This window comes from Amycolatopsis sp. DSM 110486 (assembly GCF_019468465.1).
Lineage (GTDB): Bacteria > Actinomycetota > Actinomycetes > Mycobacteriales > Pseudonocardiaceae > Amycolatopsis.
Genome location: NZ_CP080519.1, coordinates 443990 through 469062, shown reverse-complemented (window position 1 = coordinate 469062; position 25073 = coordinate 443990). Strand labels below are relative to the sequence as shown.

The 25073-nt window shown below is 69.9% G+C and carries 21 protein-coding genes; 6 read left to right on the top strand and 15 right to left on the bottom strand.

Annotation, left to right across the window (positions count from 1 at the left end):
• Positions 1 to 11: 11 nt before the first annotated feature.
• Entirely contained in the window at positions 12 to 2318 is a 2307-nt protein-coding gene (locus K1T34_RS02310) for a protein kinase (RefSeq protein ID WP_220242648.1), read from the top strand.
• Between the two features lie 9 nt (positions 2319 to 2327).
• Here K1T34_RS02310 and K1T34_RS02305 read toward each other — a convergent pair whose 3' ends face one another.
• From K1T34_RS02305 to K1T34_RS02275, 7 genes are all read right to left on the bottom strand, one after another.
• A complete protein-coding gene (locus tag K1T34_RS02305; protein WP_220242647.1) occupies positions 2328 to 4316 on the bottom strand; it encodes a nitric oxide reductase activation protein NorD in 1989 nt (662 codons plus the stop codon).
• The gene (locus K1T34_RS02300; RefSeq protein ID WP_255638253.1) at positions 4313 to 5119 is read right to left on the bottom strand and encodes a CbbQ/NirQ/NorQ/GpvN family protein; all 807 of its coding nucleotides are present in this window, start codon (positions 5117 to 5119) and stop codon (positions 4313 to 4315) included. Before K1T34_RS02300 ends, K1T34_RS02305 begins: the two co-directional genes overlap by 4 nt.
• Positions 5116 to 6585, bottom strand: coding sequence for a hypothetical protein (locus K1T34_RS02295; protein ID WP_220242645.1), 1470 nt, complete (start codon positions 6583 to 6585; stop codon positions 5116 to 5118). The genes K1T34_RS02300 and K1T34_RS02295 overlap by 4 nt, the downstream gene beginning before the upstream one ends.
• Before the next feature lie 22 nt (positions 6586 to 6607).
• On the bottom strand, positions 6608 to 7699 hold the full coding sequence (locus tag K1T34_RS02290; RefSeq protein ID WP_220242644.1) for an ABC transporter ATP-binding protein: 1092 nt from the start codon (positions 7697 to 7699) through the stop codon (positions 6608 to 6610).
• A gap of 42 nt (positions 7700 to 7741) precedes the next feature.
• On the bottom strand, positions 7742 to 9523 hold the full coding sequence (locus K1T34_RS02285) for an iron ABC transporter permease (RefSeq protein WP_220242643.1): 1782 nt from the start codon (positions 9521 to 9523) through the stop codon (positions 7742 to 7744).
• Between the two features lie 44 nt (positions 9524 to 9567).
• A complete protein-coding gene (locus tag K1T34_RS02280; protein ID WP_220242642.1) occupies positions 9568 to 10659 on the bottom strand; it encodes an ABC transporter substrate-binding protein in 1092 nt (363 codons plus the stop codon).
• A gap of 349 nt (positions 10660 to 11008) precedes the next feature.
• The gene (locus K1T34_RS02275; protein WP_220242641.1) at positions 11009 to 11998 is read right to left on the bottom strand and encodes a hypothetical protein; all 990 of its coding nucleotides are present in this window, start codon (positions 11996 to 11998) and stop codon (positions 11009 to 11011) included.
• Between the two features lie 139 nt (positions 11999 to 12137).
• Here K1T34_RS02275 and K1T34_RS02270 point away from each other — a divergent pair, with 139 nt between their 5' ends.
• Positions 12138 to 13163, top strand: coding sequence for a cupin domain-containing protein (locus tag K1T34_RS02270; protein ID WP_220242640.1), 1026 nt, complete (start codon positions 12138 to 12140; stop codon positions 13161 to 13163).
• A 105-nt stretch (positions 13164 to 13268) separates the two neighbouring features.
• The gene (locus tag K1T34_RS02265; RefSeq protein ID WP_220242639.1) at positions 13269 to 14084 is read left to right on the top strand and encodes an NAD(P)-dependent oxidoreductase; all 816 of its coding nucleotides are present in this window, start codon (positions 13269 to 13271) and stop codon (positions 14082 to 14084) included.
• Here the strand turns inward: K1T34_RS02265 and K1T34_RS02260 are convergent.
• The 4 genes from K1T34_RS02260 to K1T34_RS02245 form a co-directional block, all read right to left on the bottom strand.
• Positions 14081 to 15118, bottom strand: coding sequence for a HoxN/HupN/NixA family nickel/cobalt transporter (locus tag K1T34_RS02260; RefSeq protein WP_220246949.1), 1038 nt, complete (start codon positions 15116 to 15118; stop codon positions 14081 to 14083). The two genes, K1T34_RS02265 and K1T34_RS02260, sit on opposite strands and share 4 nt — an antisense overlap.
• A gap of 67 nt (positions 15119 to 15185) precedes the next feature.
• Positions 15186 to 15839 carry a class I SAM-dependent methyltransferase gene (locus K1T34_RS02255; RefSeq protein ID WP_220242638.1) on the bottom strand — a complete coding sequence of 218 codons (654 nt, stop codon included), beginning with the start codon at positions 15837 to 15839 and terminating at the stop codon, positions 15186 to 15188.
• Positions 15840 to 15938: 99 nt separating this feature from the next.
• Positions 15939 to 16514 carry a cupin domain-containing protein gene (locus K1T34_RS02250; RefSeq protein ID WP_220242637.1) on the bottom strand — a complete coding sequence of 192 codons (576 nt, stop codon included), beginning with the start codon at positions 16512 to 16514 and terminating at the stop codon, positions 15939 to 15941.
• A gap of 32 nt (positions 16515 to 16546) precedes the next feature.
• Positions 16547 to 17254, bottom strand: a complete 708-nt coding sequence (locus K1T34_RS02245) for a class II aldolase/adducin family protein (RefSeq protein WP_220242636.1) — start codon at positions 17252 to 17254, stop codon at positions 16547 to 16549.
• Positions 17255 to 17399: 145 nt separating this feature from the next.
• Between K1T34_RS02245 and K1T34_RS02240 the strand changes: the two genes are divergently transcribed.
• Both K1T34_RS02240 and K1T34_RS02235 read left to right on the top strand, forming a co-directional pair.
• Positions 17400 to 18179, top strand: coding sequence for a FadR/GntR family transcriptional regulator (locus tag K1T34_RS02240; protein WP_220242635.1), 780 nt, complete (start codon positions 17400 to 17402; stop codon positions 18177 to 18179).
• A 182-nt stretch (positions 18180 to 18361) separates the two neighbouring features.
• Positions 18362 to 18781 (top strand): hypothetical protein, encoded by a 420-nt coding sequence (locus tag K1T34_RS02235; protein WP_220242634.1) that lies wholly within the window; start codon positions 18362 to 18364, stop codon positions 18779 to 18781.
• 119 nt (positions 18782 to 18900) lie between these two features.
• Here K1T34_RS02235 and K1T34_RS02230 read toward each other — a convergent pair whose 3' ends face one another.
• The 4 genes from K1T34_RS02230 to K1T34_RS02215 form a co-directional block, all read right to left on the bottom strand.
• Entirely contained in the window at positions 18901 to 19338 is a 438-nt protein-coding gene (locus tag K1T34_RS02230; protein WP_220242633.1) for a VOC family protein, read from the bottom strand.
• Between the two features lie 236 nt (positions 19339 to 19574).
• Complete coding sequence (locus K1T34_RS02225; protein WP_220242632.1) at positions 19575 to 20795, bottom strand: phosphodiester glycosidase family protein; 1221 nt, start codon at positions 20793 to 20795, stop codon at positions 19575 to 19577.
• Positions 20796 to 20974: 179 nt separating this feature from the next.
• The gene (locus tag K1T34_RS02220) at positions 20975 to 21457 is read right to left on the bottom strand and encodes a hypothetical protein (RefSeq protein ID WP_220242631.1); all 483 of its coding nucleotides are present in this window, start codon (positions 21455 to 21457) and stop codon (positions 20975 to 20977) included.
• Positions 21458 to 21967: 510 nt separating this feature from the next.
• Positions 21968 to 23620 carry a CotH kinase family protein gene (locus K1T34_RS02215; RefSeq protein WP_220242630.1) on the bottom strand — a complete coding sequence of 551 codons (1653 nt, stop codon included), beginning with the start codon at positions 23618 to 23620 and terminating at the stop codon, positions 21968 to 21970.
• 82 nt (positions 23621 to 23702) lie between these two features.
• Between K1T34_RS02215 and K1T34_RS02210 the strand changes: the two genes are divergently transcribed.
• Positions 23703 to 24995, top strand: a complete 1293-nt coding sequence (locus K1T34_RS02210; protein ID WP_220242629.1) for a hypothetical protein — start codon at positions 23703 to 23705, stop codon at positions 24993 to 24995.
• Positions 24996 to 25073 lie beyond the last annotated feature (78 nt).

The following is a 25073-nucleotide window of genomic DNA, read 5'->3' as shown; positions in this document are numbered from 1 at the left end:
AATCGGCGGGGATGAGCGACACCTGGCGCGTGCCCGGGTTCACCGAGGTGGACGTGCTCGGCATCGGCGGCTTCGGGCGGGTCGTGCTGGCCAAGCACGAGGCCTCGGGGCGGATGGCGGCGATCAAGTATCTGCGCGCGGAGTACCTCGCCGACGCGGGGATCGCGGACGGGTTCCGGCGCGAGGCATGGCTGTTGTCGGGCGTGCGGAGCCCGCACGTGGTCCGGCTCTTCGACTTCGTGGAGACGCCGGACGGCGCCGCCCTGGTCATGGAGGCCGTGCCCGGTGTGTCGCTGCGCGCGCTGCTGGCGACGGAGAACGTGCTGGCCCCCGAGTCCGCGCTGGCCATTCTGAAGGGCTCGCTGCTCGGCCTCGCCGACGCCCACGCGGCCGGGGTGGTCCACCGGGACTACAAACCGGGAAACGTGCTGGTGTCCCGCGAAGGCGAGTCGAAGCTGGTCGACTTCGGACTCGCCACTTTGGACGGCCACAACGGGCTGACGGCCGGTTCACCGTCGTACATGGCGCCGGAGCAGTGGTCCGGGCAGCCCGGGGTGCCCGCCACCGACGTGTACGCGGCGACCTGCGTGTTCTACCAGTGCGTCACCGGACAGGTGCCGTTCCGGGCGGACACGACCGAAGGGCTGCGCTCGCTGCACCAAGCAGCACCGGTGCCCGTGGAGGCGGTGCCCGAGGCGTTGCGCCCCTTGATCGCGCGAGGGATGGCGAAGGATCCGGCGTGGCGGCCGGCCCGGGCTGATGCTTTCGTGGCGGAGCTGGAGATCGTCGCCCGCAAGGCCTACGGGAAGAACTGGGAGAAACGCGGCTGGAAGCGTCTGGCCGCGTCGGCCGCCGCGTTGACGGCGTTGACGCCCTTGGCGTTGCTGGCCACCGCCGGCACGGCCGCCGCACCGGTCGGCGCCGGCGCCGTGGCGGCCGGGGTCGGGGGTGGGGTCGGGGGCGGGGTGCCGGCCACGGGGACCGGGGTGGGCGCGACCGCGGTGATCGCCGGCAAGATCGCCGCCGCGGTGCTGATCGTCGGCGCGCTGGTCGCCGGGGGAGTGGCGATTTTCGGCAACCACGACGATCCGCCCGCGCAAGCGGCGGCGCTCACCGTCAGCCTGCAGACCACGTCGGGGCGGGACCAGGCCATGCCGGTCACCTACGACCTCCAGTTCCCGCAGGTGTCCGGCGGCCCCGATCCCGCGGTCCGGCAACGGATCAACGAGGCGTTGCGCGCCCCGGTCGACAAGCGGCTGAAGGCGATTCGTGACGGGGTGGCCGGCAATCGCGACCGGTTCCAGGAGGCCGGCGACACGGCCGCGGCGCACACGACGGCGCGGATCCTGCTGCAGACGCCGAGACTGCTTTCCGTGCGGTACCAGCATGATCTCGACTCGGCCGTGCTGTCGCACCCGACCTGGCGGTTCCCCGAAACGACGACTGTCGACCTCGGTACGGGGCAGATCCTCGGCCCCCGGGAGGTGTTCCGGCCCGAAGTGCTGACCGCGGCCGGGATGAAGACGCTCACCCAACGGCTCGAACCGCACACCCAGTACGGGTTCCGCCGCGAGCCGGGGGTCGGCGAGGAGGGCCGGAAGGTGGACATCGACGCCGCGAACAGCACCGCAGGCGGCGACCACGTGCCGGGCGCCGACTTCGGGTTCACCGAGACCGGGGTCCAGTTCGAGATCCTGTGGTATGAACTCGGCGCCAGCACGGCGGACGGGCAGGAGACCGTGACCTTGCCGTACGCCGAGGTCGGCGACCTGATGCAGCCGAAGTTCCTGACGATGCTCGGCAAGCCGGCGCCCGCCTCGCCGCCACCGGCTTCGCCCTCGCTCTCCCCGACGCCGTCGACGTCCTCTGTGCCCTCTACGGGACAGTCTGCGGAGGGGCCCACGTACACGAACCCCCGGTTCGGTTTCACCGCGCTGATCTCCGAGAGCTACCTCGCGACCCCGTACGCCCCGGCGAACGGGGACGGGATGACGTTCACCAACTCCGATGTCGACGCGACGCTGACGGTGTGGGGCGCCAACTCGAACCAGTCCGCGGCCCAGGCGCTGGCCGGCGCGGCCGCCGAGGTGGAAGCGGGCGGCGGGCGAGTGACCTACCAGAAGGTCGAGGGCGACCGGTACTCGGTTTCCGGCTACCAGGGCGACGGCAAGATCTTCTACGAACGCGGGTTCACGGGATCCGCCTCGATGGCCGCGTTGCGCTGGGTCTACCCGCGTGAGGACAAGGACCAGTTCGACGGGCTCGTCAGCTCGACGCTGGAAGGTTTCCGGCCCGGCGACCTCTCACGGCCGCACTGACTCCCGGCTCTACGTCACGGGCCAGGCGCGCCGGGCGGTGACGTACAGCCGGGCGAGGGCGACCGGCAGGTCACGCGGATCGGCGATCACGTGGTACTCGTCGGGGTCGCACATCGTCCGCAGGTAGTCGCCGCCGGCCGGGTCGACGGTGATGAGGTACGGGCGGACGCCGGCGAGCCGGGCTTCGGCGAGCGCGCGGGTGGTGTCGGCGAGCGCGTAGTCGAGCACGGCGTCCTGGCCGTACCGCTGCCCGTAGTCGAGGTCGAACGGACGACCGTCGGAAACCAGCACGAGCAGCTTCGAGGGGGCGCCGTGCGTGGCGAGCCGGCGGGTGAGGTGGCGGATGGCCGGGCCCATCCGGGTGGTGTGCTGCGGCACGAGCCCGTCGAGCCGCCGCAGGGTTGCCGGCGTGCGCCGCTCGTCGAGGGACTTCACGACCGAAACCACGACGTCCTCGCGGCCGGTGCCGGAGAACCCGTAGATGCCGTAGCTGTCGCCGACCCGCTCCACCGCCTCGAGGAGCAACGCGACCGATTCCCGCTCCAGGTCGAGGATCCGGCGGATCCCGTCGTCGCGCTCGGGCAGACGTTCGGCCGTCGACGAGCTGAGGTCCAGCGCGAACGCGACGGCCACCTCGCGGGCCACCGGTTCGAGCGCGCTGTACACGGCCTCGCCCGGCGTCCGTCCGGTCCGTAAGTCGGCCATGGCTTCGACGCAGGCGTCGAGGTCGAGGTCGTCGCCGTGGCGCAGCCGCGTGCGCCGGCGGCGCCCGAGCGGAGCCATGCGTTCCAGCTGCGCGGTCAGCGCGGGCAGCAGCGCGCGGTTGCGCTTGAGCGCGTCGCGGTGCGCGCGGCCGCTGCGCCCCGAACGGGGCCGCTTCTCGCGCACCAGGCACCAGTCGGCCAGGTACTCCCCGGCGCGGTGGTCCCACTCCGGGTAGGCGAACTCGTGCCGTCCGTTCGCGTGGACGGGCCCGGTTTCCCCGTGGTGGTGGTCTTCCAGGTCGGGGCCGTGGTCGTGCGGCAGCGGCTCCGGCGGGCGCTGGACCGTCGTGACGTCGACCTGTCCGCTCTCGGCCGCCAGCGAGCGTTGGGTGAACTCGTCGGCCGCCTGGCTTTCCTCGCCGGTCATCCGCAGGATCGCCTCGGTGAGCGGCATGCCGGAAGCCGACAAACCGAGATACCGGGGACCGGGCACGTCGCGGTAGTGCACGGGCGCGAACCGGACGTCGAACACCTCGTCGCCTTCGAGTCGGAACTCCTGGCCCGGCAGCGTGAACCCGTCGTCCACAGCGGACTCGGTGAACGCGACATCTTCGTCCGGCCCCGCCGCGGGCGTGAGGTTGGGCAGCCGCGCCAGCACGCCGTAGCATCGGATCGCCGCCTCGGCCGTCGATTCCACAGTGGACTCTCGGTCGGCCAGTACCTTGGCCACGGCGGCCATTCGGGTGACTGCCGGATGCAGTGGCTGCGGCAGCCGGATCGAGGTGGCGCCGAGACTCAGCCGGACGAGCGCCTCGGCCGCGGCGGAGCGGGGCGGCAGCTCGGCGAGGTCCGGCCTCGTCGCCAGCTCGTCGTCGCGTACCCGCTCGTAGGCCGGTGCCAGACCGGGGAACAGCCGCAGGGCCGCGGTGTCCACGCGCAGGTCTTCGAGCACGGTGAACACCTCGACCGCGAGCGCCGTTCGGCCGAACAGGCCGGCGAAGCGGTCGAGCCCGCCACTCAGGCCGGCCGGGCGCAGCCGCCGGAAGAACGGCTCCGGCCGGTCGAGGGCGAGCTCGAAAGTCCCGAGTTCGTGGTGTAGCGCGCGGTGCGTCAGCGCCACCTGGTACCACGACGGTCCCGAGTGCACGTGCGACGGGAGCCGCACGGTCGTCGCGGTGTCGGGCCGCTGGCGAAGTTCGGCATCGTCGTCGTAGGGCACCAGTTCGCAGCCGCGCCCGCACAACGCCCGGTAGTACAGCGAGAGTGAGCCGGTCAGCGGCGCCAGCGCCGTCATGCCGCGAACACGGCGTGCGTCACCTGCCGGACGGCGTCCTGCACGTCCCGGTCGTCGCTGGTGGCCAGCACCAGCGCGAGATCGCACGCGCGCCGCGGTGCGACCCCGCGACCGATGAGCGCGCCGGCGTGGACGAGCAGGCGGGTGCTCGGGCCGTCGACGAGATCGGCGGCGTCGAGGTTGCGGATCCGGGCGCCGAGCGCGGCCAGTGCCTCGGCCACGTCCGCGGGCACGCCCGCTTCGTGCGCGATGATCTCGGCCTCCAGATCGGCGTCCGGGTAGCCGAACTCGATGGCGAGGAACCGCTGTCGGGTGCTCGGCTTGAGGTCCTTGCTCGTGACCTGGTAGCCCGGGTTGTACGACACCACCAGCAGGAAGTCCGGGTGCGCCGCCACGGTGGTGCCGAGCCGTTCGAGCGGCAGCATCCGTCGGTGGTCGGTCAACGAGTGCAGCACCACGGTCGTGTCCTTGCGGGCTTCGACCACCTCGTCGAGGTAGCAGATCGCACCCGTGCGCGCGGCCCGCGTCAACGGCCCGTCGAGCCACGTCGTGCCCTCGGCCGAGAGCAGGTACCGGCCGACGAGGTCGGCCGCGGTGAGGTCGTCGTGACAGGTGATCGTCACCAGCGGCTCGTCCGGCGGCGCCCCGGTGCGCTGTTTCGCGATCTCCCACGCCATGTACTCGACGAACCGGGTCTTGCCGCACCCGGTGGGTCCCTTGAGCAGCACCGGGATGCGCTGGTCGTAGGCCGCGCGGAAGAGGTCGACCTCGTCGCCGGCGGGCAGGTAGAACGGCGCGGTCACCGGGCGAACTCCCCGTTCTGCTCGCGGCGGATCCACGAGACCGGATCGGCTGCGTAGTCCCGGTGGTAGTCCCCGGGGTAGTTGATGCCCGGCACCGCGGGAATCCAGTCGTACTCCAGGTGGTGCGTGCCGCCGAGGCTGCTGGCGAGCCGCACCACGCGCTCGGAGTCGAGCGCCGTGATCCGGCCCTTGTCGATCAGCTTGACCCACTCGCCGGTGCTGCGCCGCCGGATCTCGTAGGTGGCGAACAGGTTGTGCACGTGGGGGAAGTGCATCGTCGGCAACTTGTTCTCCTTGGCGTAGGAGAGGAAGGTCTGGTCCCAGTGCTCGGCGCCGAAGCCGAAATGGATCACGCCGGCCTGCGCGCGCTCGGGCAGGTTCGTCCAGGAGTCGTTGTAGTTCCACAGGGTTTCGATCTGGCGGTAGCTCTTCGGGTTGGTGCCGATCGACGCGTCGTTGAAGTACGCCCAGCCCGGATAGGGGAAGCCGGGGTAGCGCGTGTCCCGGTAGCGTTCCACGACTTCGCGCCACAGCTCGCCGTAGCGGCCGCCGCCCTCGATCTTCGTGATCATCCCCGATTCGATGGTCACCGACGCGTGCGGGAAGTATCCGGTGTGGTTGCTCGTCCCGCCGATCACGCCGTTGAGCGTGGGCATCAAAGTCTTCGCTTCGCGCAGGAAGGTCTCCGCCGGGTGGCCGAACCGGATGCCCTGGATCGTCGAGCCGAGGATGTGCCCCGAGATGTAGGCGCCCTTGGGCCACAGCTCCGCCTGCTGCGGCGTCACCTGCCAGCCGAGGTCCGTCCCTTCCGGACTCGTGATGCGGACCTCGGCGGCGTCGCGGAACGCGTCCACCACCATGAGGTCCACGGTCCGCCAGATCTCGTCGGGGATCCCGTTGGCGCGGGAGATGAAGTCCTCGTAGGTCGAGTACACCCAGTTGTTCCGGATCCGCTTGCCGGCGGCGCGTTTCCAGTGCGAGCGACCGGCTTCACCCGCGTAGACGCCGGTGTAACCGGGGCGATCGTCGAGGTAGCGCTTCAGCGCCGCCGCCGCGACGTTGAACTCGATGCCCTCTTCGATCATCGGCGGCAGCCGGTCGGTGATCTCCCGCCACCCCTCGGCCGCGCTGTAGGACTTCACCTCCATGCCGAGGTCGGTGACGTCGATCCGGTCGACCTTCGCGACGCCGATCTCCAGCAGCGCCTCGCGGATGGCCTGGAACACGAGCTCGTGCTGGTGCGGGAACGTGACGATCAGCAACTCGTCGCCGGGCCGGACGTCGCCGAGCGCGGACCGGCCGTAGCGGCGCCGCACGTGCGCCCGCGCCAGCGGCATCAGCTCCTCGAGGTCGTCGGTGCGCTCCTGCAGGAGGTATCCCGGGAACCGCGGCGCCGGGTAGTCGAACCCCGGCAGCGGAGCGGGGACACCGGGAGCCTGCGCGGACAGGGGGTACGGGGCGGTCATCGGCGGCCGTGCTCCTCTCGGGTCAGTGTGCGGGCAGGACGATCGCGTCCTCGGGCTCGGGCTGCAGGAAGATCGGGTCGCCGTGGGCGAGGCCGACCTTCTCCTTGTAAACGCGGACCTTCAGCACGTCGTCGCCGAGCCGGACGTAGTAGTCCCAGCAGTCGCCGTGGTAGATGCTGAACTCCACGGTGCCTTTCCACGCTTCGGCGTCGTGCTGCTTGCGGGAGAACCCGAAGCTCTCGGGCCGCATGAACACGCTGACCGCGTCGCCCGCGCTCAGCTCGGAGCTGGTGCTGCAGACCAGCCGGCCGGGCCCGACCTGCACGCACACGCCGGTCTCCAGCACCTCGGTGACGACGCCGGTGAGCGTGTTGGAGACCCCGAGGAAGCGCGCGGTGAACTCCTGCTGTGGCCGGGCGTAGATCTCCTGCGGCCGGCCGCGTTCGACGATCGAGCCGCTGTTCATCACGACCACGTCGTCGGAGACCGCGAGGGCCTCGTCCTGGTCGTGGGTGACGAAAACCGTGGTGATGCCGAGCCGCTGCTGCACGGCGCGGATCTCGTCGCGCATCCGGTCCCGCAGCCCGGCGTCGAGGTTGCTCAGCGGCTCGTCGAGCAGCAGCACCTTCGGCTCGCGCACCAGGGCGCGGGCCAGCGCGACCCGCTGCTGCTGGCCACCGGACAACGCCGGGGCCGGGCGTTCGGCGAAGTCGGCCAGGCCCACGAGGTCGAGCGCGTCGAGCGCCTTCTTGCGCGCCGCCGCGGCGCGGATCCGGGGTTTGTTGACCCGCAAGGGAAACATCACGTTCTGCACCACCGACATGTGCGGCCAGATCGCGTACGACTGGAATACGATCCCGATCGGCCGGCGGTGCGCGCCGGCGAACACCCCGTTGCGGGGATCGGAAACGACCTTGCCGTCGAGCTCGATCGAGCCGGCGTCGGCGCGTTCCAGCCCGGCGATGAGCCGCAGCGTGGTGGTTTTCCCGCAGCCGCTGGGGCCCAGCAGGGTCACCAGCTTGCCCTCGGCGATCTCCAGGTCGATCCCGTCGACCGCGTTGGCGGCCACGGTCCGGCCCGGGAATCGTTTCGTCAGTCCGGTCAGCCTGATCATCTTCGGATCCCACTCTCCCGCGGGGGTTGTTGTCGGGTGTGCTCAGCTCTGATTCGCGCCCTGGATCCCGAAGCGGCGCCCGAGCAGCCGGACACCGGCGACGAGGATCGTCAGGAACAGCACCATCACCACTCCGAGCGCGGCGACCACCGGGTACGAGCCGTTGGAATAGAGGTCGTAGATGCTCACGGACACGACCTCCGACCCGGAGGAGTACAGGAAGATCGCCGCGGAGATCTCGCGGAACGCGACGATCATCGTGTACAGGAACGCGGCCAGCAGTGAGGGCATGAGAAGCGGGATGAACACCCGCCGGAACGTCTGGGCCCAGGAAGCGCCGCTCGCGGTCGCCGCCTCTTCGAGCTCGTCCTTGATCTGCGACATGCCGGGCACGAGGTAGCGCATCGCGTACGGCAGGCTGATCGTCACGAACGCGACGACCAGGATGGTCAGCGTGCCGTAGAGGTGCACGGGCAGCGGCGCGGCGAGGTACCAGTAGAGGATGCCGACGCCCATCACGATGCTGGGTACGGCGATCGGCACCGTCGCCAGCCCGTCGAGCAGCCCGCGGCCGAACACCTTCGTCTTCACCGTGAGGTAGGCGACCACGGCGCTGAGCGCGGTGACGATCACCGCCGAGCTCACCGCCGTGACGACGCTGTTGCGCACCGACTCGATCAGGGCCGGCTGCCGGAAGATCTGGGCGTAGTTGCCGAATCCCAGGTCTCCCAGCGCTTTCAGCGAAGGCGGTTCGTAGCCGGGCAGCAGCGACGACCAGATCAGCATCGCCAGCGGCAGCACGACCGCGATGACGAAGAACAGGATGAACACGGCCAGTCCGGCCCAGCGCCACTTGCCCAGGTCCTGCACCGTCGAGCGGAACCCCTTGCCGGTGATCGTCTGCGTGGCCGAACGCCGGCTCAGCCGTTGCGACAGAATCAGCCCGATCGACGCGATCACCAGCACGAACACCCCGATCACCCCGACCGTGCCGTAATCCGCAGGGAACGCCTGCAGCGCGCTGTAGATCCGGCTGACGAACACGTACGTGTGGCCCGGCACGCCGATCAGCTGCGGCACCTCGAACGTCGAGATGGTCTGGATGAACATCAGCAGCGCGGCCGACAGGATCGCCGGCCGGGCCATCCGCAGCGTGATCACGCGGAAGGTGCGCACGGGGGAGGCGCCCGAGGCGAGCGAGGCCTCCTCCAGCGACGAGTCCATCGAGCTGAACGCCGCCGTGCCCATGAGGAACGCGACCGGCGCGACGTGGATGGACTGCACGAACACCATGCCGGCGATCGAGTAGATGTTGAATGTCGGGAGTCCCACCGACCGCAGGACGCCGTTGAGCGGCCCGCGTTCGGGGGAGAGCAGCAGGGCCCACGCCACCGTGTTGAGGATCCCCGGCACGATCAGTGGGACGAGCGCCGCCAGCTGCGCGAACGTCTTGCACGGGGTGTTGGTCCGGCTGACCAGCCACGCGAGCCCGAACCCGATCACCGTGCAGACGATCGCCGTGAGCCCGGCGTAGAGGAACGAGTTGAGCACCAGCGTGCCGAACCCGTCGGACGCGAAGGTCGTGGCGTAGTTGTGCAGTGTCCATGACGAAACGCCGGTGCCGAGGAACGACGTCTGCAAGCTGGCGTAGATCATCGTGCCGACCGGGACCAGCGCGAGGTAGGCCACCGCGATCGCCGCGACGGCGAGCGTGAGGTAGCGCGGCTGCAGCAGGGATCGCCAGGACCGGTGGCGCGAGGTCTTCGCGGACCGGCCGGTCTCGGTGGGTGCCGGGTCGCCGGGTCGGGTGTCCAGCAGGGTCATCGTGGGTCCTTTCGCCGGCGGGGTCCGCCACGGCCGTCAGGGGGTCACGGCGCTTTGAGTGCCGACTTCATTTCCGCGAGCTCGTTGTTGTAGTCCGCCTGCGAGAGGTTCGGGTGCCCCCACGCGGCCGGCCACTTCGTCTCGTCCCACACCTTCGCGTCGTTGGTGACGTCCGGGCGGACCGACGTGTGGTTGGTGACGTCGACGATCTCCTGCTGCCCGGCCTTGGAGACCATCCAGTCGTCGAAGAGGCGGGCGGCGTTGGGGTGCGGCGAGTTCTTCACGACGTCGATGAGGTTCAGCGACGCCGGCAGCGGTGTGCCGTTGACGAAGTCCAGGGTGTTCGGCGTCTTCTTCTTGAGGCTGGAGGCTTTGTAGCCGTAGGCGGTCGCGGCGGCGAGCGGCTCGCCGGCTTGCACGTTGGTCAGCGACTGGGTGTGGCTCTCGACGAACACCGGCGCGTTGTCGCCGAGCCCCTTCAGCAACGCCAGTGCCTTGTCGTGGCCCATCGCCGCGATCAGGCTGTCGTACCAGTTGACCGCGCCGGGGTCGATCGAGAACTGCCCGCGCCACTGGGGCTTCGTGAGGTCCTCCCAGGATTTCGGTGCGGTCAGGCCCTTCTGCGTGAGCACCTGGGGGTTCCAGGAGAGCACGGTGGTGACGGCGTACACGACACCTTGGTAGCCGTCGGGCAGGCTGAGCCCGGCGGGCAGCGGTGCGGCGTCGACCGGTTTGTAGGGCTGCAGCGCGCCCGCCTGCAGCAGCTGGGCGATCTGCGGCGAGTCGCCGGAGACCACGTCGGCGTTGTACTTGCCGCCGCGCTGCTCGGTGATCACGCGGGGCGGGATCTTGTCGGCGCTCAGCCGCAGGGCGTTGACCTTGATCTTCGGGTAGACCTTGTTGAACGACGCGATGATCGGAGCGACGTCGGTGTCGGCGAACGTGGTGTACCAGACCACCTGGCCTTCCCTCGCCGCCACCTCGGCGAGCTGCTGGGGGTTGCGCTGGTCGGCCGTCGTCTGGGCCTCGTCGGTAGAGCTGGCCGCGCCGGAGCCGCACGCGGCGGCCATCGTCAACGCCAGGCCGCCGGCGAGGACGGCCGAGACGGTCCGTCGGGTGCTTCGCCTCTTGTGCATTGCGGTTCCCTTCGGTGAGCGGACCGCCGCCGGGAACAAGGCGGGCTCACCACGATGTGAGTGCGGAACTGTCGCGGAGCTTCGGGTGCCGAGGGTCCGGTGCCTGAGGCCATGGGCCGTTCGGTTCGAGCAGTATGGACCTATGGTATGACCATTTGTCAACCGTTGATGCCGATGCTGGTCCCGATCGAAATCCTCGGCCCGCGGATCCACTTCGGACGGTGAGCGCAGCGCGGGACGGCCCGTGCGCGGTGAGTGCGGGCGGGCGCGTCCCTGCGTCGAAGTGGCAGCCATTCTGCCAAAGCCCGGCGGAAACCGTAGGGCCGAATGGCGGATTACCGCACCGGGTTCACACCACCACCTCGGTCATGATCCCGGCTGGGAAGATCTCGTCGGCGGTGGCGAGCCGGTGCGCGATGCCCTGCTGGGCTGCGTAGGTGAGCAGCTGTTCCCACGTGGCACGGTTGGGTTCGATGCCGAACGGGAACGGGTCACCGGCGAACAGGTCGCGCATCTCGCGGCCGTAGGTGGCGAGCCAGGGGAGCGGGTAGCGCGAGACGGCGGGGTCGAGAAGCCGTTCGACGCTGCGTTGTTTCGACTCCAGGAAGGCGTTGTAGAGGTTGCGAGCGGCCCACGGGTGCTCGTCGAGGACCTGGCGGCGCATCGCGATCAAGTGCATGATCGGCCAGATGCCGGTGTCCCCGAAGTACTCCTGTTCCTTTTCCCGGTAGTCCGGGAAAAGGCGCACGACGTCGGGGTGGCCTTCGAGGAAGCACGTCGGCGGCCGCGCGATGATCGCGCAGTCGATATCGCCCGCGGCGAGCAGGTCCGACAGCGACCGGTCGGCCACGCGGGTGAGCCGTACGCCGGGCGGCAGGTTCAGCTCCACCTTCTCGACGCGGCCCGGGGCGTTCGCGCCGGCCTGGTACCACTCGATCTCATCGAGTTTGACGCCCATGTCGTTGTGCAGCCAGCCTCGCATGTACACCGCGGCCGAGTGAGCCCACTCGGGCGAGCCGACCTTCTTGCCGCGCAGGTCTTCGACGGAGCGGATGCCGCTGCGGCGGTTGACGTAGAACGAGCCGAACCGGAACAGCCGCGAGCAGACGACCGGCAGCCCCACGATGTCCGGCTCGTCGCGGGTGATCTGGGCGCTGAACTTGGCGAAGGACAACTCGGCCACGTCCCACTCACGGTTGGCGGTGAACCGCGCGAAGATCTCGTGGTGGCTCAGCATCGACCAGGTGTGGTCGATGCCCTGGGCGCGCACGGCGCCGGTGCGGAAGTCGCGGAAATGGTCGTAGTCGGTGGTCGCGATGCTGAGGTGGACGTCGCTCAACGAAGCCTCCCGGAAGGTCGGGCTCTGGATTGGTAGGACAGTTAGGCCTATACTTCGGAGCGTACCCGGGCGGGGCGCCCGGGAGGAACATCTTCTGCCTCCGTCGAAAAGCGCCAAGGCGCGGGAAAGCGAGGAACGCATGGGCAAGAAGGGACGCGTGTTCGTACGTGGCTTGACTTCTGAGACCTACGGGCTCGGTCAGTTCCGTCAGGCCCAGCTGGCCGCCGAACGAGTCCGCGACGACTCGGTGGTGGTCGACGACGCGAAGGTCGGCCACTCCGGCGACTCGGAGAAGTCCCGCACGTGGTGGCGAATCGGGCCGGGGGACGAGGACTTCCTGACCCAGACGTTGCAGGTGCATTTCGTCGAACTGCCGCCGCACAGCTCCAACCGGGGACACGGACACCAGAACGAGGCGTCCTTCTACATCCTCGAAGGTGCCGGCTACGAGATCCACGACGACCAGCGTTACGACTGGAAGGCCGGGGAACTGGTCTTCGTGCACACCGACTCGGTGCACCGGCACTACAACCCCTACGACGAAAAAGCCGTCGCGCTGGTGATGAAGGCCAAGTGCACGTGGATGTTCCTGGGTCTGCTGCAGCAGGGCCGCGGCGGTCCGATCGAGCGGCCGGACGAGTTCGGTGAGCGCGAGGACTGGTCGCGGATCTGGACCGACGGTGTGCTGGAGCGCAAGAAGGTCGTGCGGCAGGAGGACACGGTCTGGGAAACGACCCCGATGGGCCGCGTCCGCGTGCTCAACAGTCCCGAGCGGACGGACCTGCGTCAGTTCTCCGTCGATGTCTTCGAGCTCGACATCCCGGCCGGCAGCCGCTCGGGCAAGCACTGGAAGATGGCCGACGAGGTCCTCTATGTGCTCGATGGCTCCGGCTATTCGCTGCACTGGGAGGTCCAGGAGGAGATCGCGGAGAAGTACTACGCGCGAGTCGCGAAGACGCCGACCCGGCACGAGATCACGAAGGGCGACACGCTCTACGTTCCGCAGAACACGATCGCCGTGCACTACGCCGCAGACGGCACTCCGTTGCGCTTGCTGTCCGCGCAGAACCGCATGTTCAAGCACATCGGCTACGACAAGGTGCACTACTTCGAAAACGCTCCGGAGTACACCGGCGAACTGGCCGAAGCCGCCAGCGCCGTCTGAGGCGTCCGTGAAGAAGGGGCCTGTCTCGTGGATTCATCGCGAGGCAGGCCCCTTTCGCTTCGACTGCCGCGGGGTGCGGCCCCGTCGGCGGGGAGGAAGGTACTGATGTCGGATCACGGAAGCGTTGGCGTGGCCGGGCTGGGTGCGATGGGCGCGCCGATCGCGCGGCACCTCGCCGGCGCCGGCTGGGACACGGTTGTATTCGACCGCAATCGCTCCACAGTGGACGAACTGGTCGGCGCGGGCGCGAGGGCGGCCGGGTCCGCGGCCGGGCTCGGCGGTTGCGACGTGGTGCTCGTGATCGTTCCGTCTGATGAGGACGTGCTCGAGGTGTCGGCGGCCGTGCTGACCACGGCGAAGCCTGGCTCCGCGTTGCTGATCTGCAGTTCGGTGACGCCCGAGACCTCGCACCGCGTCGAGGCCGAGGCCGAAGGCGCCGGAGTGGCCGTCCTGGACGCGGCGCTCACCGGCGGTGTCCGCGGAGCGGAGAACGGCGAGATCGTCCTGCTGGTCGGCGGGGAAGAAGCTGTGCTGGACCGGGTGCGCCCGGCGCTGCAGCCGTGGACGAAAGCGGTGCACCACCTCGGTCCGCTCGGCTCCGGCCAGGTCGGCAAGACGGTGAACAACCTGTGTCACTGGGGCCAGATCACGGCGATCGTCGAGGCGATGCGGCTCGGTCGCAGCCTCGGCGTCGAGCCGGCGAAGCTGCGCCGGGCCTTGCTCGACGGAGTGGCCGCGAGCGCCACGCTCGCGCAGCTCGAACTGATGCGCTTCACCTGGTACCGCAAGGATCTGGCCAATGCGTTCCGCATGGCCGACGGCGTGGGCCAGGACCTGCCGGTGGCGCACACCGCGCGCGAGGTGATGGAGGGCATCACCGTCGCGGGCGTGGCGGAGCTGTTCGGCGGGCCGCCCGCCTAACGGTCGGGGTCGACGGAGAGGTGGGCCGACCACTTCTCCTCGATCCGGCCGACCCGCCAGACGAGCACGGCGACGAGCCAGGTCGCGACGAACAACCCGGCGATCGCGAAGCCGACGTTGTTCAGGTCGAGGTCGGCGATCGCGGCCAGCGGGCCCGAGACGATCCCGAGCCGGTCGGCGAGGATCGACAGCAGCTCGATCGTCCCGATGACGAGCGCGACAGCCACCGAAAGCGCGGTCACGGTGAGGTTGTAGAAGACCTTGCGCACCGGCTTCGCGAACGCCCACCCGTAGGCGAAGTTCATGAAGCAGCCGTCGGCGGTGTCGAACAGCGTCATCCCCGCCGCGAACAGCACCGGCAGCACGAGGATGGCGTACCAGGGCAGGGCGAAAGTGGCCGCGCCCGCCGCCAGCACGAGCAGGCCCACCTCGGTGGCGGTGTCGAACCCGAGTCCGAAGAGGACACCCACCGGGTAGATGTGCCAGGGCTTGCGGACCGCCTTCGTCAGGCCGGACAGCAGCCGGTTCAGCACGCCGCGCCGCGCGAGGTGCTCCTCGAGCTCGGCTTCGCTGAACCGGCCGTGGCGCATCTCGCGGAACACTCGCAGAATGCCGAACAGCACGACCAGGTTGACGATCCCGATGATATAGAGGAACACCCCCGATACCGACGTGCCGATCAGGCCCGTCACCCGGTGCAGCGCCGACGAGTCGTCCGTGACCGATCCGGCGAGCGCGCGCACACCGATCGAGAGCAGCAGGCACAGTCCGAACACGACGGTCGAATGACCGAGCGAGAACCAGAACCCGACCGACAGCGGCCGGCCCCCCTCGGCCATCAGCTTGCGGGTGGTGTTGTCGATGGCGGCGATGTGGTCGGCGTCGAACGCGTGGCGCAGGCCCAGCGTGAACGCCGTGACGCCGAGCCCGACGCCGAAGAACCCGCCGCCGGCCAGCGCGTGGTGCTCCGGGGCCACCACGAGGCCGAGCACCCCCCAGCCGACGAGGTTCAGCAGCAGGACGACAGTGGCCATGCCGCCCAGCGACGCCCATTCGCGGCCGCTGAGCGCGACGCGGACGCGGGCGAGCCGGTGGGATCCGTCAACCGTCACGACGAGCCGCCAGCAGGCAGGTGTACAGGCCGCGCCAGGGCATCTCGACGTCGCCGAACCCGGCCTTCGCGAGCCCTTCGAGGTGGTCGTTCACCGAGGGCAGCGCGTCGTTGTGCTTGTGGGCACCGGCCTTGTCGGAAGGCGGGATGAGCTGCTTGCGGGCTGCGCGCAGCCGCGCGTCCCACACCGGCCCGGGCCCGATGTGGTCGAGGTTCAGCAGCCAGCCGCCGGGCGCCAGGTGCTCGGCCGCTTCGGTGTAGAACCGCGCCAGCTGCGCCGGGTTCAGGTGGTGGCTGGCCCGCGAGGTCATCACCACGTCGAGGTCACCGGGCAGTTCCGCGAGGTCCGTCATGTCGGTGAGCTGGTAGGAAACGCGGTCGGAGAAGCGGGCGAGTCGCGCGCGGGCGGCGTCTTCCATCACGGTGGAGACGTCGGTCCAGATGCCGTGCGCGCCGGGGAAGAGATCGAGCAGGACCTCCAGGAAGTCACCGGGGCCGCTGCCGATGTCGGCCACCAGTTTCGTCCGCGGCCGGTCGCCCGCCACCAGCGTGGCGGCGATTCGCCGGGGCAGCACGAGGAATCCGACGAGGCTGTCCTGTTCCAGCCACGACGTCGCGACGGTCGGGTCCAGCCATTCGGACACGGGTGTTCCTTCGGGCACGGGCACTCCTCACAGGTCGGATGGGTTCGTGGCTCGGCCGTGCTCCCGCCTCGGGTGCGGGAGCACGGCCGAGGGAATCGCTTACTTGCGGGCGCCGTGCGTGGTGCCGGCCTCGACGGCCGCGTCGAGGAGCTGCTTGCCCTCGTCGGGGGAGAGCTGCACGCCGTGGCGCTCAATGTTGTGCAGGCGCATCGTGCGCAGCAGTCCCGTGTCCTGGATCGCGAGGTAGCGCGCGGTGTCATTGCCGTCGAGGTTGAAGTGCTGGTGCCACGCCCACCGAGGCGGCGCGAACAGCGTGCCCTCCTGCCATTCGACGACCTCGATCGGCTCGTCGTCGTAGTTGACGAGCGAGAAACCGTGTCCCTTGACCACGTAGAGGTAGGCCTCGGTGGTGTGGCGGTGGCGCACGGAGTTGTTGCCCGGCTTGAGCTCCGAGATGTGCGCGCTCAGCACCTCGTAGTCGGCGAGGTCGAAGTAGTGGCCTCGGTTGTTGCGCCACGGCCGGGCCGGCAGCTCCATCTTCCTCAGGTCGTCCTCCACGACCAGGCCCTTGTTCGGCGGGTGCTGCCGGTTGAACTCGTCGCGGGCCGCGATCTCCGAGGAATCGAGGTTCTTCTTCTCGCTGGCCAGGACGCCCTTCAGGTACTCGTCACGCACTGCTGCTCTCCTTGTCGTACTCGCGGGGGACTTCAGGGGTTCTCGGTGCGCCGCACCACGTGCCGCCACAGGGTCGTGACGTTGAACGCCCCGCCCAGATCGGGCAGGAGCGCGAGGTCCTCGTCGGGGATCGCCACCGGTTTCCCGCCGGCGTGGGCGACGGCGAGGGTGTGCCGGGCGAGCGTGTCGACGGCGATGGCCTGCAACACGGCCTGGGCCACCGCGGTCTCGGGGTCGCCGCCGGCGACGCTGACCAGCCCGTGTCCACTGAGGACCAGGACCGGCCGGTCGCCGAGCGCGTCGGCCATCTGCCCGGCGAGGTCGTGGTCGTTCACCAGCACCGAGCGCGGCCACACGGGGATGCCGTCTGCGGCCAGCCGCGCGGCGGGGATGTCGTAGGCGCCGAACAGCGGCAGCCACGGCAGCCCGGCGAGCGCCATGGTGACCACGGCGGGTGGGTGCGCGTGGACCACGGCCGTCGCCTCGGGGTGGCGCCGCAGCACCTCGGTGTGGATCGGGAGCTCGTTGGGCACGCTCCACTCGCCGGTTTCGGGCGTGCCGTGCAGCGGCACCGGCCGGATGTCCTCCGCCGTCGTGTAGCGGAGGCCGGCTTCCTCCGGGCCACGGCAGCGCACCAGCAGCTCGTCCGGCGACGTGCGGACGCTGATGTGGCCGAGCACGTGCTCGACGAGGCCGGTCGCGGCGAGCACCCGGCAGGCGAGCGCGACGGACTCCCTCACGGCGCCTCCTGTTTGTTCCGAAGGTCTGGTCTATTGGTTAGTCCGAACGACGATATGACCATAAGGCGCCCTCCAGCGGCGGGTCAACCCTTGGTCGGGCGCCGCGACAGCGGGGGTTTCGGTGTTCCTGTGAGAGGATCGGCGCATGGAACCAGCAGGGCGGGGTGGATCCGCGGCTGCTCCGCGGGCGGACAGCGGACTGTTCGACGTCGTGTCGTCGAGCCGGATGTCGGAAGTCATCGTCGAGCAGATCCGCTCGCTCATCCGCGCCGACAAACTGCGTCCCGGCGATCGCCTGCCGAGCGAGCGCGCCCTGTGCGAGCAGATGGGCGTCAGCCGGGTCACCGTCCGCGAGGCGCTACGCGTACTGGAAGCCGCCGGCCTGGTCGCGATCCGGGTCGGCGCGCGCGGCGGCGCGTTCGTCACGACGCCCTCGTCGACGAAGCTCAGTGCGAACCTCGCCGACCTCGTGAACCTCTCGCCGATGACAGCGCCGGAAGTCATCGAGGCCCGGCAGGTAGTGGAGCTCGGCATCATCGACGCGGTGATCGAGCGGGCGACCGAAAAGGACGTCGAGGACCTACGCGAGTTGACCCGCGAGCACCAAGCCGCTCTGAAACGCGGCGAGTACAGCATGGAGATGTCGGCCGCGTTTCACGTCCGCGTGGCGCAGTGCACCCACAACGCCGCCATCGAAATGCTGGTGCACTCGTTCCACGGTCCGCTGCTGATGTCCCTGCGCGAGGCCCAGGTGGCCGCGCCGCTAATGGGCCACCGGGGCACCAGCGAACACCGCGAGTTCGTGGAGGCCATCGCCGCGCGGGACGCGGAAAAGGCGCGCGAGATCATGGCCAAGCACCTTCGCCGGACTTCCCAGCGGATCGCGCGCGTGCAGGCTTCGCGGGAAAAGGGCAAAGAAGTGTAGGTTCGCCGAGACCCCCGCCGTGACCGGCCTTATTTGTCGGCCGGCACGTAACACAGTTCGAGGACCCCGGACGGGCCGGCCCAGCCGCTGCGCGTACCCACCGGCCGGAATGCGCAATGAGGGCGCGCGCGGGGCGGTGAAAGTGCCCTCGCGGGCGCGGGGGGCGCGCTTAGGGTGAGAGCGTGAACTTCTTCGCGCGCGCCGTGCTGGGATCGGGCCGGCTGCCCGAGCCGATGCGTGCGGAGCTGCGGGGTGAGGGCGTCGTGTGCCTGGCGGAGGGGCTCACCGGATCGGTGCGTTATCGCGGCTATCGCGCGCCGGGGGTGTGGCGGTTCGGCGCCGTCGACGCCGCGGCGGGCGCCCTCGCGGTGACGCGGCGGCGGTTGTTGGTGTGGCTCACCAGCGGTGAGCAGACGGGCAAGCACATCGACGTGCCGCTGCGCGAGGGCCGGCCCTTCGGCGTCACGGTCCGGACGGAGGAACGGCGGCTGGTGTGGGGGTACGAACCCGCCACCTTTCACGCCGATCGCTCCGGTCACGTCGAGGTGCGGTTCAAGACCGCTGAGGCGCCGAGGATCGCGGCGCTGCTCGGTGCGCGCTGAGCCGCGCGAGGGAGAGGGATGCGTTCTCGCCCCATGGTTTCGGGCTGTGCAACGTATCCGGCAACACCCCCGGCAGCGTCAGCGGCGACACCGGCTTGCGCTCGCGGAATCGTGGTGCCTCAGCCGAGCTCCTCGACCAGCCCGATGATCACGCCCGCAGGGCCGCGGACGTAGCAGTACCGGCAGTAGTCCTCGTACCGCGCGACCTCGCCCACGAGCTCGGCCCCGTGGGCGCGCAGGCGTTCGAGGGTGTCGTCGACGGAGTCGATGACGAAGGTGAGGCGAGGGATGCCCGGGACGTTCACCGGCGCGCTCGGCGCGGGGGCGGTCGACACCGGCGAGCGGAACGCCGACAGCTCGATCCGGCCGTGGCCGTCCGGGGCCCGCAGGAAGGCGAGGTCCGCCCGGACGTCGTCCAGCCCGACGAGCTGGTTCACCCATTCGCCCTCGACCTTGGTCTCGCCCTCCAGCTCCATCCCCAGTTCGACGAAGAACGCGACGGCGGCCGCGAGGTCCTCGACCACGAAGCCGGTGTGGTCGAATCGGCGGATCGTCATGGTTGCCTCCCGTGTCGCGCGGCCCTCGTGGCCGCTCGTGTCCCTGGGACGGAGCCGGTGCCGTGGTTCCGACATCGGTGGCTGTGCCCATCGTCACAATCCTCGCCCCGTGTGACGAGCGCAGCTCGAGAACCCACAGATCGGCGAAGCGTGTGCAGCTCGTCGCCGTGGAAGGCGGAGGAGCCGGCTTCCACGGCGACGACGTCAGGACGGGGCCGGCCACGTCCTGACGGTCCTCAGCGGACGAAGACCCCGATCCCGTTGGCGACCGAGCGCTCGCCCGCGGCGTCGGTCGGGTGGTTGCGCACCGTCACGGTGTGAGCGCCAAGGTCGCGAGCCACGAGTGAGGTCGAGCCGCCGCCGTCGAGGTTCACGGCGTTGGCGGCGCCGGTTTGCTGCAGGAGCTGGGCGACCTCGGGGGTGGTCATGCCGCCGCTGGTGCCGGGTTTCGCCTGCACCGCGACGAGGAACAGCGTGTGGCCGTCGGCGCTGAAGCCCGCGCCGGTGCGGACCGCGGCGGTCTTGGCGTCCTGGCCGGGGACCACGGTGCCGTCGCGGAGGATCGGGAAGCCGCCGATCGCGAAGCTGAACGGGATGCCGCGCCCGGTCGACAGGGTGTAATGCACGTTGACGTGCTGGCCGACCTTGAGTGTCCGCAGCGCGTTCGCGCCGGCTTCGCGCCCGACCAGCACCGTCTCGTCCCGCGCGATGGCGCCGGCGCCGGCGGTGTCGCCGACCGAGACGACCCGGTCGTGATCGAGCGTCACCTCGGTGGTGTCCGTGCTGCACGCGGCGCCCCGGTTGGTGTCGGTGCCGCAGACCGAGCGGGCGCGGGAGGTCGCGCCCCACGCGCTGGTGTAGGCGCCGATGCCGCCGACGGGGATCGCGTACTGGTTCAGCCCGCCGAGCGAGTACGTGGCCGACTTGATACGGACGCTGCCCTCCAGGTGCGCCGAGCCCAGGCGCGCCACCCGGTCGACGCCGACGCCGAGCACAGCCTCCGTCGTGACTCCGGGCGGCATCCCGGGCCCGAACCGCTGCCCGTTCGGGACGGCGGCCTTGAGGACGCGCCGATCGGCGATCTCGGGGCCGTCGGAGGAGTCGGTGAAGGCGACGCCGGGGTGCTGGGCCTCGGTGTTGTTGAAGAAGTCGCCGTTGACGCCGGCCACCGCTCCCTGGGCGTTCGCCATCTGCGACACCGTCGCGGCCTGCGCCACCGACTGCGGGTGCAGCAGGTCCACCGAGACGCGCGGGTTGCGCAGGTCGACGGTCAGCAGCTCACCCTGGATGGTCGCGGCACTCGCCGAAGCGGTCGTGAAGGTCTCGAGGCGAACGCCGGGAGCGACCTGTTCGCTGCCGGTCACGTCGAGGGCCGTGTCCGCGAACGCCGACGTCGGCAGCGCCGTCGTGGCAGCGGCGGTCAGCGTCAGCGCCACCAGCGATCTGCGCAGTCTCATGGGCGGGTCCTTTCTTACCGGAACAGACCCCGCCCACTCTTGCGGCCGGTGGTGACCCCGTCCGGCCGTGGTCGTGAACCCGGCATGAACAGCAGGAGGGCTCCTGGTTCGAGTCCGGCGGCAAGCAAGAAGCCCAGGCCGAGGGGCCTGGGCTTCTTCGCTGACGCTGACCGCGGAACTCAGCCGGCCGGTGTCGCGGTCCGGTGACCGAGTGCCGTCAGCGTGTGCGGGTGGTCCGCCGGGACGACGCCCGAGTACAGGGCCGTCCAGCACGACAGGCAGCAGTACTGGCGGAACACCACGCGGGCGTCGACGTAGTCGGCGGCGTCCGCGATGATCTGCGGCCCGGCGTCCGACGGTGGTCCTTCGTGGACCGCGACCGCCGGGTCGCCGGCGGCGGTGCTGAGGCGGTCGCCGCAGTGGCCGCAGGCCAGGCCGCCGTCGACAGGCTCGACGAGGTTGTCGTCGAGGCGGCGCGCGCTGGTCAGGTCGGTCTTGCCGAGCGAGGCCGGCGCCTGGGAGCGGTCGCGCCGGGTGTCGCGCCGCCGAGCGCGTTCGGCGGTCGTCGCGGCTTCGTCCACCGTGCCGCCGGCCAGGACGATCCCGTAGACGGATTCTGCCGCATCCGGCGTGATCTTGGCTTCGCGCAGGTCGCGGGCCACAGCCAGTTCTGCCCGGGCTCCAAGGAAGACCCGAGTTCGTCCATTGTGGATGATATCGGGCCGGAAGCGAGGAGCGAGGCGACGGGGCTCTGCCGCGAAACGAGGTCCAGCCCGCTGTTGCCCCGGGTGACCGCCGGCGAGCCCGTTGTTCTGGGCGACGGCCTTGCCCGCGGGCGCCAGGACCAGCCCCATCGGGATGCTCGTGCCATGCGGCGTCATGGCGATCGACGCGCCCAGTCCGCTTCCATGATGATGCTGACGAACGGCGCAGGCACCTCCGGTAGCTGGGCACCCCCCGGGCATGGAACGATCTCGCCAGAAAATGGCTCACCATCACATGGACGGTGCGGCCAACACTTTGGTCGGCTACGACAACGCCATTCGGGCAAACTGCGGGCAACCCGCGCGGCCGGTCAACAGCCGGCTTACGTGTTGTGGTGGATGCCGCCAGCGGGTGATGAGCCACGCGCGCACCAAATGTCTGAGGGCTGGTCAGTCGTGAAGCCCCGCTCAGGTGAAGTACAACCTCGACAGTGCCGGATCCTGGTACACCCTCGGACTCCCGCCCGGCGTCGGATCGGCGCCGAAGGTCACGCCCTGGCCGGTGCGGACGCTGGTGAGCGTGAAGAAGCCGCTGAAGCTGGTCGGGTTGGCGACCGGGTCGATCGGGGTGAGGGTGAACTCGTCGGCGTGGTTGGAGTTGTCGGCGGCGCACGTGTAGAGCAGCTGGTGGCCCAGGGGTGTGGTCGTGGCGCTCGCGTGGAGGAGGCGGCCGGTGGCTTTGGCGGCCGGCGAGGTGCCGGCGCCGAGGGGGCCGAAGGACCACAGGTCGGCGTCTTCGACGTCGGCCGGGCGGGGGCGGTGGACGACCTCGAAGTTCGGTGGCGCGCCGGGCGCGGCGGGGACGGGTTCGGTGCTCGCGTGGAGGCACTCGTTGGTCGAGTCTTCGCGGACGTAGGCGCCGTCGGGGCCGGGCAGGCCCGCGCAGAGGTAGCCGGCGGAGGTGGCGAGGCGCAGTTGCTTGCGGACGGAGATGAGCTGGGCCGGCATGTCGGGCACGCCCAGGCTCGTCAGGACGACGCCCATGCGTTCGAGGAGCGGGGTCAGCACTTCCTGCTGGGTTTTGCGGCCGAAGACCGTGTCGCGGTAGGTGCGGATCTGGTCCATCAGCTGGGCGCGGCGGCCGGCGTCGTTGTGGACGAGCTTGGCCAGCAGCCCGCTGGTGCGCACCGTGAAGTGCCGCGTGGGCTGGAAGGTCTGGTCGACGCCCCACGGGATGAGCTTGAACTTCACGTTGCCCAGACCGGGTGCGGCGACGGCCTCGACGTCGTTGTAGGCGTAGGTGTTGTTCGTGTTGCCCGTGTAGCCGTCCCAGTGCTTGAGGAAGAACTCCATCGCGTAGAGCTTGACGAACTGGTCGAGGTCGAACACCTCGGCGGCCCCGCTCAGCCCGTGGGCGGCGAGGTGGTCGATGGCCAGGCGCAGGTCGGCTTTGTTGTCGAACTCCGAAAGGTCCTCCACGCCGATGAAGTCGAACCGCGCGTCGGTGAAGTCGTCCTTGTGTTCCAGCTCGTAGAGATTCCCTTTCATGTTCCCGAAATTGCGCTCGATGTAGCGGGGCATGATCGGTTCGGCGTTCACGAAGACGCCGGGGCCGAGGGCGCCGGTTCCCTGGCCGACGAGGGTGCCGTTCACGCGGACGCGCGCGAAATTGCAGCGGGAATGCGGCAGCCCGGCGAGCTCGAACAGCTTGTAGTCGAGCGGCTGCCGCACGAAAGCGGAATCCTGCACGGAGTTGTTGAGCGTCAGGTACCGGGACCCGATGAGGGCGGTGATCAAGGGCTTGTTGGCGTCGCGGAACTTCCCGATGTCGATGTGCAGACACGGTTTGTCGTTGCTGAACGAACCGCAGAACGACTTCTTCTTGATGCCGACGTCGGGAAATGACGTCCGGGCGGGGAATTTCGTGCCGGAAATTTCGACCGAGGTGGCCTTTCGCCAGGTGAATCGGCTGCCGCCGGTCCAGTCGAAGTTGCAGCGGCCGCCGGCCGGCTCTTCGGTGCGCACGGCGTCCCAGTCGGCTTGGGGCATCACGATGTCGATCGTGAGGACATTGTCGATCTCGTAAAGGGAATCCAGTGCCTGCTGTTCCTGTGCGCTCATCGTCCCACCTCCGCGATCGGTCCAGTGTACGGCTGGAAAAGCGCCTCTGTACTGCCCTGTTCGCCGCTCCTACGATTGGGGTATGGCAGCGGTCGACGATCTCGTGGAGCTGGTCCAGCGCGCGGCGGCGGCCGAGAAGAACGCGATGGCCGCGAAGTGGAAGGACGAGGACGACGTGCGCCGCATGATCGGCAAGGCGCGCGCGGCCTCGGAAGAGCAGCGGCGGGAGATGCACCGCGACGTCGATCCCGCCCGGCTGTCGCCGGAATGGGCGCGGCTGCGGCAGACCCACGTCGACGCCGAGCCGCAGGAAGACCGCGCGGAGGCCGTGGCGCACCCGACCGTGACACACGAGACTGTGACACACGAAGACGCGGCGCAGGCTGAGCGCGACGGGGTGGCCGCCGTCGCGATCGCGCGGATGGCGTTGACCGACGCGGCGCGGGCCGTGCTGGAGGCGCGGCTGGCGCGCATCCGGGCGGGGGAGGACGAGCCGGGTGCGGTGGCCGCCGACGGGCACGTGCCGTTGCACGGCAGCAACGCCGTGAGCCGCCACGGCCCGGCGCTCGCGCACGGGCTCGCCGGGGAGATCCGGTACGTGCTCACCCGCAAGCCGCGCAAATCCGTCAAGGCGCTGGGGGTCGCGTTCGGCCTGGGCCTGCTGTACCTGGGGTACCTGCGGCTGTTCCGGTGGGACCAGGACCAGAAATGGCTGCCGTACCTGGGGTTGTGGACGATCTCGTACGTGATGGGCGGTGCCGTCTGCGTCAACGCGATGAGCTTCGACGCCATGCGCGTGCGGGCGGCGCTGGACACCGGGTCGCGCCTGTGGCACTTGCTGGTGATCAAGAATCTGGCGCTCGTGTGCATCGTCGCGCCGGTCGGCTTCGCACTCAGCGCCCTGCTGGCCTGGCGCGCCGGGGAGTTCGGGGCGTTCGCACGCGCGTGCACGCTGGTGGTGTGTTTCATCCTGCTGTGGCTCGGCGTGGGCAATGTGCTCTCGATCGTGCTGCCGAACCGCGACGAACCTCTGTTGAAGCGGCGCAAAACGGGCACTCTCAAGCAGTTCCTGATCGCGCTCGGCGTGGCGTCCGCGGTCGGGTACCTCGTCAACTTCATGCTGCTCTGGCGCGTGCTCGCCGCGCGGGCGCTGACGGAGCGGCTGGGCGCGGTCGTGCTGCCGGCGATCGCGATCGTGCTGAGCTGCGTCGCGATCTGGGTGCTGCTGACCGTCTTCGCGATCGCGCTGGCGCAGCAGCCCGCGGTGCGCCGGCGGCTGCAACGCGAGACCGCCGACTACCGCGCGAACGCCGAAGCCGAGGCCTACGCCGCCGAAGAACGGGAGGCGAAACCGGTTTCGCCGGCGCCCTCCTGACCCCACCCGGCGCGGGTGAGGTGCCGGGCCGCCGGGGGACGGCATGCTCGCGCCGAGACGCTCGGGAGGAGACCGGCC

Coding starts and splice junctions, on each gene's coding strand:
- K1T34_RS02210 (WP_220242629.1), top strand. CDS start 23,703: ATGGCAGCGGTCGACGATCTCGTGGAGCTGGTCCAGCGCGCGGCGGCG.
- K1T34_RS02240 (WP_220242635.1), top strand. CDS start 17,400: ATGGAACCAGCAGGGCGGGGTGGATCCGCGGCTGCTCCGCGGGCGGAC.
- K1T34_RS02215 (WP_220242630.1), bottom strand. CDS start 23,620: ATGAGCGCACAGGAACAGCAGGCACTGGATTCCCTTTACGAGATCGAC.
- K1T34_RS02285 (WP_220242643.1), bottom strand. CDS start 9,523: ATGACCCTGCTGGACACCCGACCCGGCGACCCGGCACCCACCGAGACC.
- K1T34_RS02290 (WP_220242644.1), bottom strand. CDS start 7,699: ATGATCAGGCTGACCGGACTGACGAAACGATTCCCGGGCCGGACCGTG.
- K1T34_RS02305 (WP_220242647.1), bottom strand. CDS start 4,316: ATGACGGCGCTGGCGCCGCTGACCGGCTCACTCTCGCTGTACTACCGG.
- K1T34_RS02280 (WP_220242642.1), bottom strand. CDS start 10,659: ATGCACAAGAGGCGAAGCACCCGACGGACCGTCTCGGCCGTCCTCGCC.
- K1T34_RS02270 (WP_220242640.1), top strand. CDS start 12,138: ATGGGCAAGAAGGGACGCGTGTTCGTACGTGGCTTGACTTCTGAGACC.
- K1T34_RS02230 (WP_220242633.1), bottom strand. CDS start 19,338: ATGACGATCCGCCGATTCGACCACACCGGCTTCGTGGTCGAGGACCTC.
- K1T34_RS02260 (WP_220246949.1), bottom strand. CDS start 15,118: ATGGCCACTGTCGTCCTGCTGCTGAACCTCGTCGGCTGGGGGGTGCTC.
- K1T34_RS02295 (WP_220242645.1), bottom strand. CDS start 6,585: ATGACCGCCCCGTACCCCCTGTCCGCGCAGGCTCCCGGTGTCCCCGCT.
- K1T34_RS02225 (WP_220242632.1), bottom strand. CDS start 20,795: ATGAGACTGCGCAGATCGCTGGTGGCGCTGACGCTGACCGCCGCTGCC.
- K1T34_RS02310 (WP_220242648.1), top strand. CDS start 12: ATGAGCGACACCTGGCGCGTGCCCGGGTTCACCGAGGTGGACGTGCTC.
- K1T34_RS02265 (WP_220242639.1), top strand. CDS start 13,269: ATGTCGGATCACGGAAGCGTTGGCGTGGCCGGGCTGGGTGCGATGGGC.